Raw genomic sequence first — 20959 nt, forward strand, 5'->3', positions numbered from 1 at the left:
CTGTGTTTTGGATGATCCGAATTATCTCATACGGCTCGTTAAGTCCGACAGGCTGCTAGACTGGCGGCTCCATCACTCGGGAGTCCGCTCATGTCGCAGCACCGTTTCCAGTTCAGTCTTGGCGCCGATCCGCAGGCGCGCGAAGTCGTCCAGCTGGGCCTCAAGGCCTTCAACGTCGGGCAGATCGGCGACTACGCCTATCAGGACCTCGAACTGTACGCGCGCGATGCGGCCGGCGCGGTGGTCGGCGGCCTGTTCGGCCACTCCGGCATGGGCTGGCTGTACGTCGATTACCTGTGGTTGGCCGAGGCGCAGCGTGGCGTCGGGCTGGGCGCGCAGTTGATGGCGCAAGTGGAGGACGAGGCGCGCCGCCGTGGCTGCGTCGGCGTGTTCCTGTACACCTACAGCTTCCAGGCGCCGGACTTCTACCACAAGCTGGGCTACCAGTTGCTGGGCGTGCTGGACGACTGCCCGCCGGGGCACCAGCGGCTGTACCTGAAAAAGCCGCTGCCGGCGGTCGCGGAGTCACCTGCCGCCTGAGCCGTGTGCTGCCGGCGGCGCGGCAGTGGCCAAGCGCGGCTGTCGCGCCCGGCCGCATCGCGCCGCTGGCGGCGATTCGCAGTAAGATGTCAGCCTCACCGTTATCGCCAGGCCCGCCATGATCCTGATCCACACTCCCAGTGCCAAAGAAGTTGCCGCCTACCTCGACCTGTTCCGCGCCGCGCTGCCGCAGCATCGCTTCATCAGCCTGGACGAGATGACAGCGCCGGAGGCGGTGCGCTACGTGATTACCTGGGGGCCGCCGCCGGCGCTGTTTGCCCGGCTGACTAAGCTTGAGGCGGTGTTCGCGCTCGGCGCCGGTGTCGACAAGCTGCTGGCGCGCGACGACCTGTTGCCGGCTACGCCGATCTACCGCCTGCTTGATGGCGGCATGGCGCAGCAGATGAGCGAGTACATCCGCTTCGGCGTGCTGTCCTACCAGCGGCATATGGATGTCTATCGTCGCCAGCAGGCGGCGGGGGTGTGGAAGATGCTGGCGCCGAAACTGCCGGCCGACGTGCGTGTCGGCGTGCTGGGGCTGGGCGAGATCGGCAGCGCGGTGGCGCAGGCGCTGGCCGCCGACAGTTACCAGGTCAGCGGCTGGAGCCGCTCGCCGCGCCAGGTGCCGGGCGTGGACTGCCTGTTCGGCGACGAGGGACTGGACGAACTCTTGGTCGGCAGCGAGGTGCTGGCCTGCGTGTTGCCATCCACGCCGCAGACGCAGGGCCTGCTCAACGCGCAAAGGTTGGCCGCACTGCCGCCAGGCGCGATGCTGATCAATGCCGGCCGCGGCGACCTGTTGGACGAGGACGCGCTGCTGGCGCTGCTGGATGCCGGCCACCTGCGCTGCGCGCAGCTGGACGTGTTCGCCAGCGAGCCGCTGCCGCACGGCCATCGCCTGTGGCAACACCCGGCGGTGACGGTGACGCCGCACATCGCCGCCATCACCCTGCGCGAGGAAGCCGTGCGCCAGATTGCGGCCAATCTTGAACGGCTGGTGGCGGGCGAGGAAGCGCAGGGGCGGGTCGTGCGCGAGCGCGGCTACTGATGGCGTGATGGCGCCGCCGGCCGCAGCCGGACAGCGCTGCGGCCAACCTTGCCTGCTGGCTTACCCCGCTGTTGCGTCACGGCCGCACCACATGCCATACGCCGCCGATATTGTCGCCCAGGGTATCGCCCGGGCTCTGGTCGCCGGACCAGAAATACAGCGGCCTGCCGCGATGGGTCCATTGCTGGCTGCCGTCGCTACGCTGGACAAGGCCGAAGTCGCCGCTGGCGCTGGCGCCGGCCGGGGCGAGATAGGGCGGCCACTTCATCGCGCAGTCGCCGTTGCAGGCGCTGCTGCCGGCCTGATCGCGGTCGAAGCGGTACAGCGTTCTGCCGCCGTGTGCCATCAGCATGCCGCCGTGAAATCTTGCCGGCGCCATCATCATCATGCCGCCATGCATGCCGCCGCCTTGCATCATCGTGTCGTCCTGCGGCATGGGCATGCCGCCCTGCGGGTGATGGGCGCGATGGCCGTAGCCGGCACAGCCGGCCAGCAGCGACAGTGCCACGGCGGCAAGAATCAGGGGAGGGTTCATGATCGTATCCTTTGCTCAAGTGTGGCACATGCCTCCCTTACCATAGCCCATGTCCCGGTGCGGACGGCCGCGAATGTGCCGCAGCCTCAGGGTTGGCCGCAGGCCGGCCGGCGCGCCAGGAGCCGGGTGCGGGCGTGGTCGTAGCACCAGTTGAACACATAGGTGTAGGGCAGGAAGAACAGCAGGATGCCGACATCGAGCAAAAACGCCTGCCAGTAGCTGATTGCCATCCACCACGCCGCCACCGGCACGCACAGGAACACCAGCCCGCCCTCGAAGGCGATGGCGTGCTGGCAGCGCACCAGCGGCGTGCGCTGCCAGCCGGTGCGCCGCTCCAGCCGTTCGAACAGCGCACCAAACAGCATGTTCCAGCTCATCGCGATGCCGGACATCAGCAGCGCCAGCACGCCGACGTGGCCGAGGCCGGTATCCAGCAGCCTGCTGCCCAGCGGCACCAGCAGCGCCATCGCGCACACCTCGTACAGCACGGCGTGGAAGATACGTTCACGCAGCGTCTTGTCGGTAGTCATCAATGCGGCCAACCTTGCGGGATGGCGTCCAGCAGCTGGCGGGTGTACGGGTGCTGCGGCGCGGCGTACAGGGTGTCGGCGTCGGCCAGCTCCACGCAGCGGCCGTGCTGCATCACCAGCACCTGGTCGGACAGGTGCTTCACCACCGCCAGATCGTGCGAGATGAACAGGTAGGACAGCCCCAGCTCGTCCTGTAGCGACTGCAGCAGGTTGAGCACCTGCGCCTGCACCGACACGTCCAGCGCCGACACCGACTCGTCGCAGATCAGGATTTCCGGGTGCATGGTCAGGCAGCGTGCGATGGCGATGCGCTGGCGCTGGCCGCCGGAAAACTCGTGCGGATACCTGGCCAGTGCCTTGCGCGGCAGGCCGACGTGTTCCAGCCAGTCGCCGGCCAGCTGCAGGCGCTCCGCCGCATCGCAGCCGATGCCGTGCAGCAGCATCGGCTCGGTCAGGATCTGCGCCACGGTAAAGCGCGGGTTGAGCGAGGCGTACGGGTTCTGGAACACGATCTGGATGCGGCGCTTGCAGGCACGCAGCTGGCGCGGCGTCAGCGCCAGCATGTCCTCGCCCTCGAACAGCACCCGCCCGGCGCTGGCCTGCTGCAGCCGCATCAGCGCCAGCCCCAGCGTGCTCTTGCCGCTGCCGGATTCGCCGACGATGCCCAGCGTGCGGCCGCGCATCAGCGTGAACGACACCCCGTCCACCGCGCGCTGGCTGTGGCGGCCGAACCAGCCGTGGCGGCTGTGGTAGTCGACGCTGAGCCCCTGCACCTCCAGGATCACGCGGTCGTCCGCCTGGTAGCCGCGCTGGCGTTGCGGCGGTTCGTGATAGCAGCCGTCGCCGAGGAAATCCCGGATCACCGGCAGCCGCGCCGGGCGTCGGTCCAGGTGCGGGCGGCAGCGCAGCAGCGCCTTGGTGTAGGCGTCCTGCGGCGCCTCGAAGATCTGCTGCACCGGCGCGTGTTCGTGGATGCTGCCGTGGTGCATCACGATCACTTCGTCGGCGAACTGGCCGACCAGCTCCAGATCGTGGCTGATGAACAGCACCGCCATGCCGTGCTTTTGCTGCAGCGCGGCCAGCAGCTGCAGGATCTGCTGCTGGATGGTGACGTCCAGCGCGGTGGTCGGCTCGTCGGCGATCAGCAGCTTGGGTTCGCAGGCGATGGCCATCGCGATCATCACCCGCTGCTGCTGGCCGCCGGACAGCTGGTGCGGGTAGCTGCGCATCTTGCGCTCCGGCGCCGGCAGGCCGACTTCCTGCAGCAGCGCCAGCGCGCGCTGCTGCGCCGCCTTGCGGCCAACCCTGGTGTGCAGCATCAGCGTCTCGATGATCTGCTCGCCGACGCTGAACACCGGGTTGAGCGAGCTCATCGGCTCCTGGAACACCATGGCGATGTCGCCGCCGCGCAGGCCGCGCAGCTCGCGGCGGCTGGCGGCGAGCAGGTTGCGGCCGTCGAACAGGATCTCGCTGCCGGGGTCGATGTGGCAGCCGTGCTCCGGCAGCAGGCGGGTGATCGCCATCGCGGTCACCGACTTGCCGGAGCCGGATTCGCCGACCAGCGCCACGGTCTTGCCGGCCGGGATGTCGAAGCTGATGCCTTTCACCGCTTCGGCACCGTGGCCGTGTTCGTCGCGGAAGCTGACGCGCAGCTTGCGCACGCTGAGCAGGGGCGGGGCGGGGTTCACGATGTCACCTTGGGGGCCTGGTTCACGGAGCTGTTTCACCTTGGGGGCTATTTCACTTTCGGCGCTATTTCACTTTGGGGGACTATTTCACTTTTGGATCGAGCGCGTCGCGCAGGCTGTCGCTGAGCAGCGAGAACGCGGTGACGAGCAGCGACATGCACAGGGTGACGGCCAGCATCTGCCACCAGTAGCCCTGCAGCAGCTCGGCCGGCGCCTCGGCCAGCATCGCGCCCCAGCTGACCTGGGTGACGCCGACGCCGAAGCCGAGGAAGGACAGGATGGCCTCGTACTTGATCAACGCCACCGTGAGCATGGAAAACTGCACCAGCAGCAGGTGGCTGACGTTGGGCAGGATGTGGTGGAACATGCGGCGGGCGTGGCCGGCGCCGATGGCGTCGGCGGCGCGCACGTACTCGCGGCCCTTGTGCTTGATGAATTCGGCGCGCATCAGGCGGAAGGTGCCGGTCCAGCTGGTGAACGCCATCACCAGCACCACGGTGCCGATGCCGCGGCCGCTGACCGCGGCAAACGCCAGCAGCAGCAGCATGTCCGGCACCGAGGTGAACACGCTGTAGCCCCACATCAGCAGATCGTCGAGCAGGCCGCCGAAGTAGCCGGACAGCGCGCCGAGCACGGTGCCGATACCCAAGGCCAGCAGCGCGCCGGCGATGCCGACCTGCAGCGAGGTGGCGCTGCCCTGCAGCAGTTTCTGCAGCACGTCGCGGCCGCGCTGGTCAGCCCCCAGCGGCAGGCTGTCGGCGCGGGTCTGCTCGGCGCCGCGGTATTGCGCCGCCTGTTGCTGCGCAGCGGCCATGTCGGCCGCCAGCGGGTCCTCGTCGGCGGACAGGCCGGTGGCGCCGCTGCCGTCCAGCGCGGCGGCGCTGGTGGCGCGGCGGTCGGCGGCGTCGATGTCGGCGGCGTTGAGTTCGAGGTGGTGCGGTGCGCTGCCGGCGAACAGCGTCGGCGGCGCGTAGGGATGGGCGACCTCGTCCTGCCAGTGGCTGGCAACGAGGCCGCTCCAGGCGGCCAGCGCCAGCAGCAGGTAGGCGCCGACGATGCACAGCGCGGCAAAGCCGATGCGGTCGCGGCGCAGGCGGCGCCAGCCGATGCGCGTCAGGCTGTTGTGATGGTGCGGGGCCGCAGGCGGCGGGGCGGAAGTATGGGGCATGGTGTCAGTGTAGTTGCACGCGCGGGTCGATCAGCTTGTAGACGATGTCGGTCAGCAGGTTGAACAGCATGGTGGCCAGCGCGATGTAGATGGTGATCGCCTTGATCACCGGGAAATCGCTGCGCTCTACTGCCATCACCACCTCCTTGCCCATGCCGGGAATGCCGAAGAAGGTCTCCAGCAGCATGGCGCCCATCATCAGGTAGGGCAGCGACATCATCAGCGAGGTGACCACCGGGATCATCGCGTTGCGCAGCACGTGCTTGAGCATGATCACCGGCTCGGACAGGCCCTTGGCGCGCGCGGTGCGCACGTAGTCGTGACCCAGTTCTTCGACAAAGCAGCTGCGGTAGAAGCGGATATCCGGCGCCAGGCCGACGATCACCCCCAGCAGCAGCGGCAGCGGCAGGTAGTGCAGCAGGTTGTCGAGCGTGCTGTCGCTCCAGCCCATGATGGGGAACCAGCCGCACTTGAACGCCAGCCAGTACTGGCCGGCGATGATGTACACCAGCGCGCTGACCGACATCGCGCAGGTGGCGATCAGCGTCACCAGCCGGTCGGTGAGGCTGCCGTGCAGGTAGGCGACCAGCGCGGCGATGCCGATGGCCAGCACGGTGCCCAGCAGCAGGATGCTGCCGGTGAGCAGCAGCGACGGCCCGATGCGGCTGTGCAGCAGCGCCGACACCGGCTGCTGCGTCGACCACGAGGTGCCGAAGTCCAGCGTCAGCACCTGCTTCACGAAGATCAGGAACTGCTGCGGCAGCGGCAGGTCCAGCCCCAGCTGCTGGCGGATGCCGGCCAGCGCCTCCGCGCTGAGGTTCTTGCCGGCGAGGATGTAGGACGGATCGCCGCCCACCCAGTTGAACAGCACGAACAGCAGCAGCATCACGCCGAACAGCGTCGGCACCATCTGCCACACGCGGCGGACGATATAAGCCAGCATGATTTATCCTCGGGCCGCGCGGCCGTTCATTTCTGCAGGTCCAAGTAGCGCCAGCTGGTGCCCAGCAGCGGGTGCAGCTTCAGCCCTTTCACGTGGCGGTGTGCCAGCGTGCTGCGCATGCGGATGTCGCCGAAGATCCACGGCTGCTGCGCCACCGCGATCTTGTTCATCGCGTCGTACAGCTGGTTGCGCGCCGGACCGTGCGGCAGTTTCAGCGACGCCTCGAACAGGCGGTCGTAGTCGGCGTTCTTGAAGTCGGCGGCGTTGGAGTCGCCGGCATTCCTGCCGTACAGCAGCTGCATGAAGTTCTCGCCGTCCGGGTAGTCGGCGCCCCAGGCCATGCCCCACATCTGCAGCTTGCCCTGGTGGTTGGCCTTGGACAGCTCGTTCCACTTGCCCTGCCTGAAGCTGAGGCGGATCTTCAGCGTGTCGAAGGTCTTCTGCCAGTACTCGTTCCACTGCTTGTCGGTGCTGCTGGTGCCGCAGGCCAGCTCGATGGACAGCGGCTTGCCGTCCGGCCGGGTGCGGTAGCCGTCGCTACCGATGCGGTAGCCGAAGCGGTCGAGCAGCGCGTTGGCCGCCGCCGGATCGTACTTCGGCGCGCCGCGGAAGGCCGGGTTGTGGCCGGCGACCCCGGCCGGCACGATGTAGTTCATCGGCACCGCCTGGCCGCGGCGGATGCCGGCGATGGCCTCGCTGACCGGGAAGGACATCGCGATGGCGCGGCGCAGCGCGATCCTGTCCTTGCTGTCGCCGCCGACCACCGGGTCCTGCATGTTGAAGAAGTGGAAGGTGATCTCCGGCAGCAGCTGGCGCTGCAGCTGGATGCCCTGCCGCGCGTACTGATCGGTCAGCCGCACCTTGAGCGGGTTTTTCGGGTCGATCACCAGCGCGCTTTGCAGCGCGACCTGCGGGATGCCGCTGATGTCCAGCTGGCGGTTGAGGAAGGACAGCCACAGCGGCTGCTCCTCCTCAATGACGGAGATCTCGATGCGGCCAACCTGCGGCAGCGTCTTGCCCTGCAGCGCCTGCACCACCGCCTTGTCCACCGGGTCGTTACCCGGCGTCGCGTTGAACACCAGCTTGCGAAAGCCCGGATTGGCCTCCAGCACGATACGGCTGCCCGGCTTCCACTCCTTCAGCAAATAGGGGCCGGTGCCGACCGGGTGGGCGTTGGTGTTGTCGCGGTTGGCCTCGATCACCTCGCGCGCCACCGCGCCGAAGGCCGGCATCGCGAGGATGGGCAGGAAGTTGAAATTGGTCTCGGTCAGCGTCAGCTGCAGCGTGTACTTGTCCAGCACCCTGATGCCTTCCAGCGGCGCGTCGTAGTTCAGCGCGCCCTTGCCGGCGGCCTTCACCAGCTCGTTGCCGCCGACAAAGCGGCCGTCGACCAGGAAGCTCCACGGCGAGTGGATGGCAGGGTCGAGGTGGCGCTTGATGCTGTAGGCGTAGTCGGCGGCGGTCAGCTCGCGCCTCTTGCCCTTGAACGCCGGATCGGCGGCAAAATGGATGCCGGGCTTGAGGCGGAAGGTGTACACCTTGCCGTCGGCGGAGATGGCGGGCAGCGCATTGACGGTATTGGGAATCAGCTTCGCCGGCCGCGCCAGGTAGTCGTAGGTGACCAGCGGGTCGAAGATGTTCTCGGTGACGGTGCTGGAGTACAGGTCGGAGACCTTGGCCGGGTCGAAGCCGGTTTCCGGCGCGTTCAACGCCACGCGCAGCACCTTGTTCATGTCGGCGGCCTGCGCCGGCAGCAGTAGCAGCGCGGCCAGGACGGCCAGCAGGGCGTGTGGTTTCATGTCGGCTCCTCGGGTTTCTTTCTATTCTGGCAACAAATGCCGGCTTTTGCGCGAGTGGTGCGGCCGGGCGCTGCAGTTGCGGCCAAGGGTAAAGCAAACGGTGCGCCGGTGCCGGGGGTCAGCGCGCCGCCGCCGGCGCCAGCCGCGCCAGCATGTCCTGCAGCAGCTCGATCAGCACCCGCACCTTCATCGGCAGGTAGCGCCGTGCCGGGTACACCACGTACACCTCGGCGCTGCGGGTGCGGTAGTCGCTCAGCAGCGGCTGCAGCCGGCCTTGCTGCAGCGCGTCTTCCACCAGGAAGCGCGGCTGCAGCAGGATGCCCATGCCGGCCACCGCGGCGCTGACCAGCACGTCGCCGTTATTGCTCTGCAGCGGGCCGTCCACCGCCACCGGGATTTCCTCGTCGCCGTGCCAGAAGCGCCATACCTGCGGCTGGTTGCCCTGCTGGTAGCGCAGGCAGCTGTGGCGGGCGAGGTCGGCCGGCGTCTGCGGCGCAGGGTTGGCCGCAAGGTAGGACGGCGCCGCGCACGGCAGCATGTCGATGTGCCCCAGCGGCCGAGCGATCAGGCCGCCGCCCAGCGGCTGGGTGCTGATGCGCAGCGCGAGGTCAAAGCCGTCCTCCACCAGGTCGACCTGGCGGTCGGACAGCTCCAGCTCCACCTGCAGCAGCGGGTGGCGGCAGCGCAGCTCGGCCAGCCACTCGCCCAGATAACGCATGCCGAAGGACAGCGGCGCCGCCATGCGCAGCGTGCCGCGCGCCTCCACGCTCTGCTGCATCGCGGCGGCGTCGGCCTCTTCCAGCTGCGCCAGCACCAGCGCGGTGCGCCGCGCGTAGTCCTGCCCGGCCTCGGTGAACGCCAGCCGCCGTGTGGTGCGCTGGATCAGGCGGGTGCCCAGCTCCTGTTCCAGCGCGCCGAGGTACTTGCTGACCATGGCGGTGGACATCTCCAGCCGCGCCGCCGCCGCGACGAAGCTGCCGCTGTCGTGAATGCTGTGGAACACCCGTAATGCCACCAGCTTGTCCATGATTGTTTCTTTATAGTTAGCAATTCATTGCATGAATAGCCGTTTATTCGCTCTCTGGCAAGGTGTTCAATATGGCTATCACTATATTGCGTGGTGTCAGCCGCGCCCTTGTTACAGGTAACGCATCATGTTCTTCGCTCCCTTGTTCCTGTCCCACGGCGGACCGGATGTCCTGATCAACGGCTCGCCGGCACCGGCGGCCTGGCGCGCCCATGCCGGCAGCCTGCCACGGCCGCGCGCCATCCTGATGATGTCGGCGCACTACCTCGCGCTGCAGCCGCTGCTGGGCAGCAGCCCGCGCTGGGGCACGGTGCACGACTTCGGCGGTTTCCCGCGCGAGCTGTACAAACTGCAGTATCCGGCGGCGGGCGACGACAGCGTGCTGGCCGAGGCGATGGCGCTGCTGGCGGCAGCGGGCATCAGCGCCCGTCACGACGGCGCCGAGGGCCTGGATCACGGCGCGTGGGTGCCGCTGTTGGCGATGTATCCGCAGGCCGACATCCCGGTGATCACCATCAGCACCCTGCCGCGGCAGGACGCGCGCGCGCACTACCAGCTGGGGCTGGCGCTGGCGCAGCTGGCCGAGCAGGGGGTGCTGATCATCGGCTCCGGCAGCATGACGCACAATCTGTACGAGCTGTCGCGCGCCGGCGGCCCGGAGCAGCCGTGGGCGAAGGCGTTTGCCGACTGGATGGCGCAGCGCCTGCAGGAAAACGATATCGAGGCCTTGCTGGACTGGGAGGCGCGGGTGCCGTTTGCCAAGCAGAACCACCCCAGCGACGAACACCTGCTGCCGCTGTTCTTTGCGCTGGGCGCGGCCCACGGCAAGGTTGGCCGCAGCCTGCACCGTGGCATCGAGCTGGGCGCGCTGGCGATGGACGCCTGGGCGTTCGACGGCGCGGCGGCCTGAGTCAGATCGCCTGCTGCAGCCACTGCACCAGTGGCTGCACGCGGCGCAGGTGGCGGTCGTGCGGCGGTAGCACCAGGTAGTAGCCCTTGCCGCTGCGCACGCTGCGCGGGCAGGGCGTGACCAGGCTGCCGTCGCGCAGCGCGTCCTGCACGATCAGCGGATCGACCAGCGCGATACCCAAGCCGTGCCGCGCCGCCTCGATGCCCATCACGTCGGCGTCGAACAGCAATTCCTTCTGTCCCTTCGGCCACGGTGCCGCCAGCCACAGCTGCCAGTCGTGACGGTCGCGGCTGGTGTGGATCAGCGGATACTGCGCCAGCGCGTCCTCGGACAGCGTCAACGCGCCGCCCAGCAGCGACGGTGCCGCCACCGGCGTCAGGACTTCCTGGTGCAGCAGTTGCACGCTGACCCCCGGCCAGTTGCCGTCGCCGTACTGGATCGCCATGTCGAACAGCCCCCAGTCGAAGGCGGGCTTCTCTTCCCACACCGTGCTGACGCTGATGTCGAGATCGGGAAACTGTTCCTTGAAGTTTTGTAGCTGCGGCACCAGCCAGCGCACCGCAATCGACGGTGGCGACTTGATGCGGATGCTGTGCTGGCGCTGGTTGAGTTGTTCGCAGGTTTCGCTGATCTTCTGGATCGCCTCGTGCAGGCCGTGCTGCAGCGTGGCGCCCTCGGGCGTCAGGGTGATGCCGCGCTGGCTGCGCACCAGCAACGGAAAGCCGAAGTGTTCTTCCAGGTTGCGCACCTGGTGGCTGACCGCGCTCTGGGTCAGGTACAGCGTATCGGCGGCTTTGGTGAAGCTTTGCAGGCGGGCAACCGCCTCAAAGATACGCAAGGCATTGAGCGGGGGCAGTTTGGTCATCGGGCAGCGGACGCGGGTGGCTATCGGCCACAATCTGCCGTATCGGTAGCCGGCTCGTCAATGCGCACTGCAATTCTTCGCTGATGGTGCCGCAGCGCCAGGCGATCTCGTCGCAGCTCAGCGCCGGGTCGCCCCACAGCGTCACCTCGTCGCCGATGCCCACCTGCGGCTGTGCGGACAGGTCGATCGCCAGCACGTTCATCGCCACGCGGCCGACCAGCGGCACGCGCTGGCCGTTCACCAGCACCGGGGTCCCGCTGGGCGCCGCGCGCGGGTAGCCGTCGCCGTAGCCGGCGCCGACGATGCCGATGCGCATCGGCTTCTCGGCGGTAAACGCGGCGCCGTAGCCGATGCTGTCGCCGGCGGCCAGCTCGCCGATGTGCACGATGCGCGCGGCAAAGCGCATCGCCGGCAGGATGCCCGCCGGCCACAGGCTGGTGTCGGGGTAGAACGGGTTGTTGTTGTACAGGAGGCCGCCCAGGCGCACCGCGGCGCCGTGGGTCAGCGGTGCGCGCAGGGTGGCGGCACTGTTGGCCGCGGTAAACGGCAGCCCGGTGGTGGTGACCACCTGCATGAAGTGCTGCCACGGCGCATCCAGCCGCGTCGCCAGATCGTCGGCGCAGGCGAAGTGCGTCATCAGCCCGGCCACCTCGCAGACGCCGTCCTGCTGCAATTGCCGCACCACCTCGATCGCGCGCTCCGGCACGAAGCCGAAGCGGTTCATGCCGGTATTGACCTTCACCCACACCCGCAAGGCTTGGCCGCAGGCGCGCAGCCACTGCAGCTGGTGCTCGGAGCGCAGCACCACGTCCAGCTGCCAGGCGTGCGCCTCGTCCAGCTCGCGTGCCTCGATGGCACCTTCCAGCAGCAGGATGGGCGCGCGGATGCCGGCGTGGCGCAGCGCGATGGCGTCGTCGAGGTTGATCAGCGCAAAGCCGTCGGCATCGGGCAGCGCCTGCGCCACGCGCAACAGGCCGTGGCCGTAGCCGTTGGATTTCACCACCGCCCACACCCGGGTGCCGGGCAGCTGCTGCCTGGCGATGGCGTAGTTGTGGCACAGGGCGGGGAGGTTGATTTCGGCGTAGGCGGTGCGGGTCATGGCGGGTCTTTCGTGCCGGGGCGGGGTGCCCCGGCGGTCGGTCAGCAAGGGGTGATGCTTACTTGAACGGGTAGATGTCGTAGCTGAAATACTTGTTCTGCACCTGCTTGTAGGTGCCGTTGTCGATGATCTTCTTCAGCGCGGCGTTGACCTTGGCCAGCAGCTCCTTGTTGCCCTTCTGCACCGCGATGCCGGAGCCCATGTAGTACTTCGGATCGTTGTACACCGGGCCGACGAAGGAGTAGCCCTTGCCCATCGGCTTCTTCAGGAAGTCCTCGTCGCCGACGTTGGCGTCGAGGTAGACCGCGTCCAGGCGCTGGTTGCCAAGGTCAAGGAAGCTGTCGGTGACCTTGCCGTACAGTTTGAGCTTCACGCCCTTCGGCACCCACTTGGCGGTGGCTTCCTCGCGCTGTACCGAGGTGCGCAGCACGCCGATGGTCTTGCCCTTGAACCACTTGTCGTCGATCTTGGTGCCGGCCTTGGCGATCAGGCGGCCGGGGATGTTGAAGTACATGTCGCTGAAGTCGACCGCCTTGGCGCGCTCCGGGGTGATGTTCATCGAGGCGATGGCGAGATCGTATTTCTTGGCCTGCACCGCCGGGATGATGCCGTCGAAGTCCATGGTGCTGACTTCGCACTGCAGCTTGGCCTCGGTGCAGATGGCGCGGGCGATGTCCGGATCGAAGCCGACGATGCTGCCGTCCGGGTTGACCTTGGAGAACGGCGGGTAGCTGACGTCGGTGACGATGCGCACGGTCTGGGCATTGGCCAGCAGCGGCAGGGAACACAACAGGGACAGCGCGAGGACTTTGTTGCAGTTCATGGTGATCTCCGATTGTTTCTTGGTTTGGTGTTGGCGGCGGTGGCGGTGCCGTTGAAGTCAGGCTAATGATCCGGCGGCTGCGGAACAAATGATTTATGGCGATCGGCGCATGAGAGAAATTCATGCTGCACTGCGTTTGAGCCGCGTTGCGGCCAACGTTGGCCGCAGACGGCAAAACACCGGCGCGTGGCCGGTGTCATGGCAGATCGTGGGGGCGGGAGTGCAGCGCCCGGGCGGGCGCATGGAGGCCGGGTTGCGGCCAACCCTGATGGTGGCGTGCGCTCAGTAAAAGCGCGCCTGTCCCTGCGGCCGGGTCTTGAAGCGCTTGTGCAGCCAGAAGTACTGCTCCGGCGCCTCCAGGATGCGCTGCTCCAGGAAGGCGTTCATGCGGCGGGTATCGGCTTCCAGATTGTCGCTGGGGAAGTTGTCCAGCGGCGGATGGATGTCGAGCACGAAGCGCGCGCCTTCGCGGCGGGCGATGGCCGGCACCACCCGCGCCTTGGCGATGCCGGCAATGCGCGACAGGCCGGTGATGGTGGCGGCGTCGGTGGCGAAGAACTTCACGAAGATGGCGTCGCGCGGGCCGAAGTCCTGATCGGGCAGGTACAGGAACGGGGTGTGCTCCTTGCGCATCGCCTTGATGATGCTGCGCAGGCTCTCCTGCCGCGACACGATGTAGGCATTGTCGAAGCGGTTGCGGCCCTTGTAGAACTGCGCGTCCAGCGTCTTGTTCTTCTGGTGCGAATAGACGCTGACCAGCGGCATCTCCAGGTTCAGGCGCAGCGCGCAGATCTCGAAGGCGACGAAGTGCGGGTAGAACAGCACCACGTCTTCGCCCGCCTCGCGCAGGCGGGTGATGTGTTCCAGCCCGCGCACCTCTACCAGCCGGCGCAGGCGCTGCGGGGACGACCACCACACGATGCCGTACTCCAGCATCAGCTTCATCATCTCGACAAAGTGGCGGCGGATCAGCAGGCGGCGCTGTGCCAGTCCCATGTCGGGAAAGCACAGGCGCAGGTTGATCAGGCCGACGCGGCGGCGCTCGCGGGCGAGCAGGTAGGCCGGCTGCCCCAGGCACCAGGCCAGGGCATGGATGACGGGCAGCGGCAACAGGCGGATCAGCCACAGCAGGGCCAGGGCGAATTTCATGCGGTATTCCAGAATTAAGCTTGATCGGGGGACGGGGCGCCGGACGGCGTCTTGTAGCGGTTGTAGCTCCACAGGTACTGCGCGGGCCAGCGCCGGATCAGGCGTTCGACATTGGCGTTGACCACGGCGGCATCGGCCTCGCGCTCACCGCTGAACTCGCCCTGCTGGCGGCTGATATGGATGTGGAAGCCGGCCCCACCAGGCAGGCGCTCGCCGGTAAACCACAGCACGGCGACATTGTTCATCTGCGCCAGTCGCGCCAGCAGCGTCATGGTGAACGCCGGCTTGCCGAAGAATGGCGCCCACGCGCCTTCGCCGCTACCGGGCACCTGGTCCGGCAGGATGATGGTGGCCTCGCCGGATTTCAGCGCCTTCATCAGCTGGCGCACGCCGGCGCCGGTGGCCGGTGCGGTGCGGCCTTTGCCGCGGGCACGGCCCTCGTTCATGATCGGCTCCAGCCACGCCAGCTTCGGCGGGCGGTACATCGCGGTCAGCGGGAACGGCAGCCGGGCCGAGATGTAGCGTCCGGCAATGTCGTAGCTGCCGAGGTGCGGGGTGACGAAGATCAGGCCCTTGCCCTCGGCCAGCGCCGCTTCCACATGCTCCCAGCCGTCACAGCCGCGTACCAGCGAGGTGATGTAATCCGGCTCGCGGCACCAGGCGATGGCCAGTTCCAGCGCGCCCTTGCCGGTTTCTGCTGCACAGAGTTTGACGAGCGATTCGTAAAGCTGATAACTTCCAGCGATTTGACTGGTTTTGAGGTTTTCGCGTATGCGTTCGCGAAAACGCGGCGATAGGCAATAGAGGATTTTCCCCAGCAGGGCGCCCAGCCGGTGCAGTGCCGGTAGCGGCAATGCGGCCAGGGCCTGCAGGATGAGTCGTGCGATTCGGGTCATCATGGTCTGCTGGAAAGTAAACGTGCCATTTTATCATTAACTCAAAGGCCATTATTCGGGAACGGACACAATGAGCGAATATCTTTTTACATCTGAATCGGTATCTGAAGGCCATCCGGACAAGGTCGCGGACCAGATTTCCGACGCCATTCTGGACGCCATCCTGCGTGAAGACAAATACGCCCGCGTGGCGGCCGAGACCCTGGTCAATACCGGTCTGGTCGTGCTGGCCGGCGAGATCACTACCACCGCCAACATCGACTATATCAAGATCGCGCGCGAAACCATCAAGCGCATCGGTTACGACAATACCGAACTGGGTTTTGACCACCGCGGTTGCGCCGTGATGGTGTGCTACGACAAGCAGTCGCCGGACATCGCCCAGGGCGTCAACGAAGGCGAGGGCCTCGATCTGGATCAGGGCGCCGGCGACCAGGGCCTGATGTTCGGCTACGCCTGCGACGAAACCCCGACCCTGATGCCGTTCCCGATCTACTACGCGCACCGTCTGGTGCAGCGTCAGGCGGAACTGCGCAAGGACGGCCGCCTGCCGTGGCTGCGCCCGGATGCCAAGAGCCAGATCACCTGCGTCTATGACAGCGAAACCGGCCTGCCCAAGCGCATCGACACCGTGGTGCTGTCCACCCAGCACGCGCCGGAAATCGACCACAAGACGCTGACCGACGCGGTGATCGAGGACATCATCAAGCCGGTGCTGCCGGCGGAAATGATTACCGCCGAAACCAAGTTCCTGATCAACCCGACCGGCCGTTTCGTCATCGGCGGCCCGATGGGCGATTGTGGTCTGACCGGCCGCAAGATCATCGTCGACACCTACGGCGGTGCCGCTCCGCACGGCGGTGGCGCCTTCTCCGGTAAGGATCCGACCAAGGTCGACCGTTCCGCCGCCTACGCCGGTCGCTACGTCGCCAAGAACGTGGTCGCCGCCGGTCTGGCGCGCCAGTGCCAGATCCAGGTTTCCTACGCCATCGGCGTGGCCGAGCCGACCTCGATCTCGGTGGACACCTTCGGCACCAACGCCATCCCGAACGAGCGCATCGTCGAGTTGGTGAAGCAGCACTTCGACCTGCGTCCGAAAGGCATCGTGCAGATGCTGGACCTGTTGCGTCCGATCTACACCAAGACCGCCGCCTACGGCCACTTCGGCCGCGAAGAGCCGGAGTTCACCTGGGAACGTACAGACAAGGCCGCCGCGCTGCGCGCCGCTGCCGGCCTGTAAGCTACTCACCTTGTTGTGCACCAAGGCCTCGCAAGAGGCCTTTTTCTTTGCCGCCCGGCACTGGCTGCGGCGGCCTTGTCGCCCGTGCGGTATCGTTGCGGCCAACCTTGCGCCGCAAGTTCTGCCATAATGGCGGGATTCCGGGGAGCGCTGCGAGGCCACGCCCCAGGCCCGGAAACGCAAAACGGCGCTCACCTGCTTTTCATTGAACGGCTCCGATCGGGCCGCTTCAGGATAACCCGTGCCGGGCACGGGATGCGCGGGTGAGCCATCCCTCCCGGCCTTCGTGACAAAGGAATACACGATGGCTGCATTCAACGACTATCTCGTTGCCGATATCAATCTGGCAGATTGGGGCCGCAAGGAACTCAATATTGCCGAGACCGAAATGCCGGGCCTGATGGCCACGCGCAAGGAATACCAGCACAGCCAGCCGCTGCGCGGCGCGCGCATCGCCGGTTCGCTGCACATGACGGTGCAGACCGCGGTGCTGATCGAGACCCTGACCGCGCTGGGCGCCGAAGTGCGCTGGGCATCGTGCAACATCTTCTCCACCCAGGACCACGCCGCCGCTGCCATCGCTGCGGCCAACATTCCGGTATTCGCCTTCAAGGGCGAGAGCCTGGACGAGTACTGGGAATTCAGCCACAAGATCTTCGAATGGCCGGAAGGTCAGCCGGCGAACATGATCCTCGACGACGGCGGCGACGCCACCCTGCTGCTGATGCTGGGCAGCAAGGCGGAGAAGGACCTCGGCGTGATCGGCCACCCGACCAACGACGAAGAAACCGCGCTGTTCGCCTCGATCAAACGTCACCTGGAAATCGACCCGCAGTGGTACTCCAAGCGCCTGCAGCACATCAAGGGCGTGACCGAGGAAACCACCACCGGCGTGCATCGCCTGTACCAGCTGGAAAAGGACGGCCTGCTGCCGTTCCCGGCCTTCAACGTCAACGACTCGGTGACCAAGTCCAAGTTCGACAACCTGTACGGCTGCCGCGAATCGCTGGTCGACGGCATCAAGCGCGCCACCGACGTGATGATCGCTGGCAAGGTAGCAGTAGTGCTGGGTTACGGCGATGTGGGCAAGGGTTGTGCACAGAGCCTGCGTGGCCTGGGCGCTACCGTGTGGGTGACCGAAATCGACCCGATCTGCGCGCTGCAGGCGGCGATGGAAGGCTACCGTGTAGTACGCATGGATGAAGTGGCCGACCAGGCCGACATCTTTGTTACCACCACCGGCAACGTGGGCGTAATCACGCATGAGCACATGAAGCGCATGCGCAACAACGCCATCGTGTGCAATATCGGCCACTTCGACAGCGAGATCGAAGTTGCCTCGCTGCGCCAGTACCAGTGGGAAAACATCAAGCCGCAGGTCGACCACATCATCTTCCCGCAACAAGGTGATCAAGCGGCCAAGCGCATCATCCTGCTGGCCGAAGGCCGCCTGGTGAACCTCGGCTGCGCCACCGGCCACCCGAGCTTCGTGATGTCCAACTCCTTCACCAACCAGGTGCTGGCGCAGATCGAGATCTTCGCCAACGAGCACAAGTACGAGAACAAGGTGTACGTGCTGCCCAAGCATCTGGACGAGAAGGTGGCGCGCCTGCACCTGGAGCGCATCGGCGCCCGCCTGACCGAGTTGTCCGACGAGCAGGCCAGCTACATCAGCGTGCCGAAAGACGGCCCATATAAGCCGGCACACTATCGTTATTGATATTTGATGTCCGGTGAAAACGGACAGGGCCGTAAAATGCCCTGTCCGTTTTTTTGTGCGGCCAACGTTGGCCGCATGCCCCGTCAGCGGCGCCAGACCGACACGGGATGCCAGGGAAACCATCACCAACCTTGCCGCAAGAGCTTGCCATGACCGAACGTAACCGTACCTTCAGCTTCGAATTCTTCCCGCCGCGCACCCCGGAAGGCGTGGCCAAACTGCGTACCACCCGCCAGCAGCTGGCGCAGTTCAAGCCGGAGTTCTTTTCCGTGACCTTCGGTGCCGGCGGCACCACCCGCGACGGCACGCTGTCCACGGTGCTGGAAATCCGCAACGAGGGCTATGCCGCCGCGCCGCACCTATCCTGCATCGGCTCCACCCGCGACAATATCCGCTCGATCCTCAACGAATACCGCAACCACGGTATCCGCCATATCGTCGCGCTGCGCGGCGACATGCCGTCCGGCATGGTCGAGGCCGGCGAGTTCCGCTACGCCAACGAGCTGGTGGCCTTCATCCGCGAAGAGCACGGCGACCACTTCCATATCGAAGTGGCGGCCTATCCGGAATTCCACCCGCAGGCCAAGTCCGCCGAAGACGACATCAACAACTTCGTGCGCAAGGTGAAGGCCGGCGCCAACTCGGCGATGACGCAGTATTTTTTCAACGCCGACAGCTATTTCCGTTTCGTCGACGAGGTGCAGGCGCGCGGTGTGAATGTGCCCATCGTGCCCGGCATCATGCCGATCGCCAACTTCGGCCAGCTGTGCCGCTTCTCCGACATGTGCGGTGCGGAAGTGCCGCGCTGGCTGCGCCTGCGCATGCAGGCTTATATGGACGACAGCGCGTCGATCCGCGCGCTGGGGCTGGATGTGGTCACCGAGCTGTGCGACCGCCTGCTGGCGAACGGCGCGCCGGGCCTGCATTTCTACACCCTGAACCAGGCCGGCACCGTGTCCACCATCTGGCAGCGTCTGGGCTTGTGAAAGCGTGAACGGATTCCGGGTGCAACAGCCCTGCAGGCACAAGCCGGCAGGGCTGTTTTCATGCGGGCGCAATGCTGACGCAGCGGTTACGTCCCAGCTCCTTGGCCTGGGACAAGGCACGGGCTGCTTCGTCGATTAGGTCGTCGATATCGTCGTGGCGGCGCAGGTCCAGCGTGGCGCAGCCGATGCTGACGCTGACAAAGCTGGATACCCGCGACGCCGGGTGCTGCAGCTGTAGCGCGGCCACCGTCTGGCGCAGCTGCTCGGCCACGGCGGCGGCTTGCGCCGGGTCGTGCTGCGGCAGCAACAGCAGCATGGTGGCGCCCTTGGTGCGTACCGCCAGGCCGGGCTGTGCCTGCAGCAACCCGGCAATGCGCAGCAGGCAGTCGTCACCGGCCAGGTGGCCGGCGTGGCTGTTGTAGGCGGTGAACTGGTCGATGTCCAGCATCAGCGCCGACAGCGCCTGCCGGTGCTGGAAGGCCTGTTCGAACAGTTGCTGCTTGTCCTGTTGCAGGCGTCTGACGCTGGCCAGCCCGGTCAGGCCGTCGCAGAGGCTCTGTGCCTGCAGTCTGGCGTTGGCCGCGGCCAGTTGCTGTGCCAGCGCCTCCTGCCGTTGCAGCAGCTGGTGACGCAGCAACAGGCCGCATAACTGCTGGGCAAACAGCCGCAGCAGTGTCAGCTCCTTGTCCAGCCAGTCGTGCTGGCGGTTGACCATCTCGCAGCCGAAGATGCCGTGCAGCGGCGCCGTGTGATCGAGTGCGATCAGCACCAGGCTGCGGATGCCGTGCCTGGCCAGCAGCAGGCGCTCGCCGTGGCCATCCGGCGGGATTTCCTCCAGCCGGCTGATGGTGAGCTGCCCCTGCTGGCGCAGCTGCGGCAGCAACCAGGGCGAATGCTGCAGCGGGGCATGCAGGTAAAAACCGTCGGCCGGCGGCAGCTGTGCGTTCTGCCAGCTGATGTGCTGCTGCAATGCCTGCCCCTCGTCCAGTAGCAGCAGGTAGCAATGATCGACCCCGAGCAGGTGGCCGATGCGGGCCAGGGCATCGGTGATGGCCTCATGCTGCTCTGCCGGCGGCAGGTGCAGAAAACCGTGTGCCAGCCTGGTCAGCAGTTGTTGTGAGCGGGTCAGCTGGTCGAGTTCGGTAGTGCGCTGGCTGGCCAGTTCGCTGAGCTGTTCGCGCTGCTTTTGCAACTCGTCGGCACGCTGCTGTTGCTGCTGCAGCCGTGCCTGCCAGCCCTGGCGATAGCGCTGCAGCTGTTTGTCCAGCGCGATCAGCTCGCGTCCGCCGTCGGCCAGTGGCAATGGCCGCTCCCGGAGCAGCTGCCCGGTCAGTTGCTCCAGCGGGCGTAACAGCTGGCGCTGCATGAAGTGGCGGCATAGCAACAGCATCAGCTGCATGGCGGCCATCAGGCTGGCGGCAAACAACAGGCTGCGCCGGCGCAGTTGCTGCTGCAGCTCCTGCTGGCCAAGATACAGCCGCAGGCTGGCCAGCGGCTGGTTGCCGGAGCGTTCGGACTGCACCGGGAAATCGCGGATCCACTCGCTGTGCGCCGCCGGATGCAGCTGGCTGCTCTGGCGTTGGCCGAGGGTGGTGATCAGCTCGACGCGGTTGACACCGTCAAGCTGGTTGATGCTTTCCAGCAGCTGCTGGGTGTTGTGCTGATCGAGATCCCACACGCTTTGCGCCAGTACGCCGACGAAGCGCCGTTCCACCAGCGTGTGCAGTTGTGCCAGCCGTTGTTCGATGTCGCGCAGGCCAAGCAGGTAGTGGCCGCCGCCGCCGAGCACGCCCAGCAACAGCAGGCACAGCACGCCGCGCCATTGCAGACGGCCGGATAAGGAATTGGAAGCGGTCACCACGGATCCCATGTTGCTGGCCAGAGTATGCCTGATGATAGCCAAATGGCGGGGTGACAGGAATGCCCCCGCACGCGGCGGGGGCGGGCTTGGTGCCTGTTCACGATCTGCTGCGGCGTGATCCCGGTGGGGCGG

Annotated in this window: 19 protein-coding genes and 1 riboswitch; of the genes, 6 read left to right on the forward strand and 13 right to left on the reverse strand. The window is 66.5% G+C overall.

From position 1 onward, the window contains the following. Positions 1-90: 90 nt before the first annotated feature. A complete protein-coding gene (locus IE083_RS05255; RefSeq protein ID WP_189352584.1) occupies positions 91-540 on the forward strand; it encodes a GNAT family N-acetyltransferase in 450 nt (149 codons plus the stop codon). A gap of 118 nt (positions 541-658) precedes the next feature. After that, positions 659-1588: a 2-hydroxyacid dehydrogenase gene (locus IE083_RS05260; RefSeq protein ID WP_189352585.1), complete on the forward strand. Its 930-nt coding sequence runs from the start codon at positions 659-661 to the stop codon at positions 1586-1588. Positions 1589-1664: 76 nt separating this feature from the next. Here the strand turns inward: IE083_RS05260 and IE083_RS05265 are convergent, their stop codons facing one another. The 7 genes from IE083_RS05265 to IE083_RS05295 form a co-directional block, all read right to left on the reverse strand. Beyond that, complete coding sequence (locus IE083_RS05265) at positions 1665-2123, reverse strand: COG4315 family predicted lipoprotein (protein WP_229799613.1); 459 nt, start codon at positions 2121-2123, stop codon at positions 1665-1667. 86 nt (positions 2124-2209) lie between these two features. Continuing rightward, positions 2210-2653 carry a multidrug/biocide efflux PACE transporter gene (locus IE083_RS05270; RefSeq protein WP_229799614.1) on the reverse strand — a complete coding sequence of 148 codons (444 nt, stop codon included), beginning with the start codon at positions 2651-2653 and terminating at the stop codon, positions 2210-2212. Beyond that, positions 2653-4341 (reverse strand): ABC transporter ATP-binding protein, encoded by a 1689-nt coding sequence (locus IE083_RS05275; RefSeq protein ID WP_189352587.1) that lies wholly within the window; start codon positions 4339-4341, stop codon positions 2653-2655. The genes IE083_RS05270 and IE083_RS05275 overlap by 1 nt, the downstream gene beginning before the upstream one ends. Before the next feature lie 82 nt (positions 4342-4423). Beyond that, positions 4424-5509 (reverse strand): ABC transporter permease, encoded by a 1086-nt coding sequence (locus IE083_RS05280; RefSeq protein ID WP_189352588.1) that lies wholly within the window; start codon positions 5507-5509, stop codon positions 4424-4426. 4 nt (positions 5510-5513) lie between these two features. Next, positions 5514-6452, reverse strand: coding sequence for an ABC transporter permease (locus IE083_RS05285; RefSeq protein WP_189352589.1), 939 nt, complete (start codon positions 6450-6452; stop codon positions 5514-5516). A 26-nt stretch (positions 6453-6478) separates the two neighbouring features. Further along, entirely contained in the window at positions 6479-8251 is a 1773-nt protein-coding gene (locus IE083_RS05290; RefSeq protein WP_189352590.1) for an ABC transporter substrate-binding protein, read from the reverse strand. A gap of 118 nt (positions 8252-8369) precedes the next feature. After that, positions 8370-9278 (reverse strand): LysR family transcriptional regulator, encoded by a 909-nt coding sequence (locus IE083_RS05295; RefSeq protein ID WP_189352591.1) that lies wholly within the window; start codon positions 9276-9278, stop codon positions 8370-8372. A gap of 127 nt (positions 9279-9405) precedes the next feature. Here IE083_RS05295 and IE083_RS05300 point away from each other — a divergent pair, with 127 nt between their 5' ends. Further along, positions 9406-10188, forward strand: coding sequence for a DODA-type extradiol aromatic ring-opening family dioxygenase (locus IE083_RS05300; protein WP_189352592.1), 783 nt, complete (start codon positions 9406-9408; stop codon positions 10186-10188). A gap of 1 nt (position 10189) precedes the next feature. Here IE083_RS05300 and IE083_RS05305 read toward each other — a convergent pair whose 3' ends face one another. The 5 genes from IE083_RS05305 to IE083_RS05325 form a co-directional block, all read right to left on the reverse strand. Next, positions 10190-11053 carry a LysR substrate-binding domain-containing protein gene (locus IE083_RS05305; RefSeq protein WP_189352593.1) on the reverse strand — a complete coding sequence of 288 codons (864 nt, stop codon included), beginning with the start codon at positions 11051-11053 and terminating at the stop codon, positions 10190-10192. Then, the gene (alr, locus tag IE083_RS05310) at positions 11013-12152 is read right to left on the reverse strand and encodes an alanine racemase (RefSeq protein ID WP_189352594.1); all 1140 of its coding nucleotides are present in this window, start codon (positions 12150-12152) and stop codon (positions 11013-11015) included. The genes IE083_RS05305 and alr overlap by 41 nt, the downstream gene beginning before the upstream one ends. Before the next feature lie 58 nt (positions 12153-12210). Beyond that, a complete protein-coding gene (locus IE083_RS05315; RefSeq protein ID WP_189352595.1) occupies positions 12211-12975 on the reverse strand; it encodes a transporter substrate-binding domain-containing protein in 765 nt (254 codons plus the stop codon). Between the two features lie 282 nt (positions 12976-13257). Then, complete coding sequence (locus IE083_RS05320; RefSeq protein WP_189352596.1) at positions 13258-14124, reverse strand: lipid A biosynthesis lauroyl acyltransferase; 867 nt, start codon at positions 14122-14124, stop codon at positions 13258-13260. Positions 14125-14138: 14 nt separating this feature from the next. Next, a complete protein-coding gene (locus IE083_RS05325) occupies positions 14139-15020 on the reverse strand; it encodes a lysophospholipid acyltransferase family protein (protein WP_189352662.1) in 882 nt (293 codons plus the stop codon). Between the two features lie 70 nt (positions 15021-15090). Between IE083_RS05325 and metK the strand changes: the two genes are divergently transcribed. From metK to metF, 3 genes are all read left to right on the forward strand, one after another. Then, positions 15091-16260: a methionine adenosyltransferase gene (metK, locus tag IE083_RS05330; RefSeq protein WP_120809244.1), complete on the forward strand. Its 1170-nt coding sequence runs from the start codon at positions 15091-15093 to the stop codon at positions 16258-16260. A 136-nt stretch (positions 16261-16396) separates the two neighbouring features. Next, positions 16397-16460: riboswitch (S-adenosyl-L-homocysteine riboswitch) on the forward strand. 104 nt (positions 16461-16564) lie between these two features. Then, the gene (gene ahcY / locus IE083_RS05335) at positions 16565-17980 is read left to right on the forward strand and encodes an adenosylhomocysteinase (protein WP_189352597.1); all 1416 of its coding nucleotides are present in this window, start codon (positions 16565-16567) and stop codon (positions 17978-17980) included. A gap of 149 nt (positions 17981-18129) precedes the next feature. Further along, entirely contained in the window at positions 18130-18966 is an 837-nt protein-coding gene (gene metF / locus IE083_RS05340) for a methylenetetrahydrofolate reductase [NAD(P)H] (protein ID WP_189352598.1), read from the forward strand. A 58-nt stretch (positions 18967-19024) separates the two neighbouring features. On the opposite strand, the gene IE083_RS05345 is transcribed toward metF, so the two are convergent. Further along, the gene (locus tag IE083_RS05345) at positions 19025-20824 is read right to left on the reverse strand and encodes a sensor domain-containing diguanylate cyclase (protein WP_189352599.1); all 1800 of its coding nucleotides are present in this window, start codon (positions 20822-20824) and stop codon (positions 19025-19027) included. Positions 20825-20959 lie beyond the last annotated feature (135 nt).

It is taken from the genome of Vogesella fluminis, assembly GCF_014652335.1.
Classification (GTDB): domain Bacteria; phylum Pseudomonadota; class Gammaproteobacteria; order Burkholderiales; family Chromobacteriaceae; genus Vogesella; species Vogesella fluminis.

Coding starts and splice junctions, on each gene's coding strand:
- IE083_RS05255 (WP_189352584.1), top strand. CDS start 91: ATGTCGCAGCACCGTTTCCAGTTCAGTCTTGGCGCCGATCCGCAGGCG.
- IE083_RS05260 (WP_189352585.1), top strand. CDS start 659: ATGATCCTGATCCACACTCCCAGTGCCAAAGAAGTTGCCGCCTACCTC.
- IE083_RS05265 (WP_229799613.1), bottom strand. CDS start 2,123: ATGAACCCTCCCCTGATTCTTGCCGCCGTGGCACTGTCGCTGCTGGCC.
- IE083_RS05270 (WP_229799614.1), bottom strand. CDS start 2,653: ATGACTACCGACAAGACGCTGCGTGAACGTATCTTCCACGCCGTGCTG.
- IE083_RS05280 (WP_189352588.1), bottom strand. CDS start 5,509: ATGCCCCATACTTCCGCCCCGCCGCCTGCGGCCCCGCACCATCACAAC.
- IE083_RS05285 (WP_189352589.1), bottom strand. CDS start 6,452: ATGCTGGCTTATATCGTCCGCCGCGTGTGGCAGATGGTGCCGACGCTG.
- IE083_RS05290 (WP_189352590.1), bottom strand. CDS start 8,251: ATGAAACCACACGCCCTGCTGGCCGTCCTGGCCGCGCTGCTACTGCTG.
- IE083_RS05295 (WP_189352591.1), bottom strand. CDS start 9,278: ATGGACAAGCTGGTGGCATTACGGGTGTTCCACAGCATTCACGACAGC.
- IE083_RS05300 (WP_189352592.1), top strand. CDS start 9,406: ATGTTCTTCGCTCCCTTGTTCCTGTCCCACGGCGGACCGGATGTCCTG.
- IE083_RS05305 (WP_189352593.1), bottom strand. CDS start 11,053: ATGACCAAACTGCCCCCGCTCAATGCCTTGCGTATCTTTGAGGCGGTT.
- alr (WP_189352594.1), bottom strand. CDS start 12,152: ATGACCCGCACCGCCTACGCCGAAATCAACCTCCCCGCCCTGTGCCAC.
- IE083_RS05315 (WP_189352595.1), bottom strand. CDS start 12,975: ATGAACTGCAACAAAGTCCTCGCGCTGTCCCTGTTGTGTTCCCTGCCG.
- IE083_RS05320 (WP_189352596.1), bottom strand. CDS start 14,124: ATGAAATTCGCCCTGGCCCTGCTGTGGCTGATCCGCCTGTTGCCGCTG.
- IE083_RS05325 (WP_189352662.1), bottom strand. CDS start 15,020: ATGACCCGAATCGCACGACTCATCCTGCAGGCCCTGGCCGCATTGCCG.
- metK (WP_120809244.1), top strand. CDS start 15,091: ATGAGCGAATATCTTTTTACATCTGAATCGGTATCTGAAGGCCATCCG.
- ahcY (WP_189352597.1), top strand. CDS start 16,565: ATGGCTGCATTCAACGACTATCTCGTTGCCGATATCAATCTGGCAGAT.
- metF (WP_189352598.1), top strand. CDS start 18,130: ATGACCGAACGTAACCGTACCTTCAGCTTCGAATTCTTCCCGCCGCGC.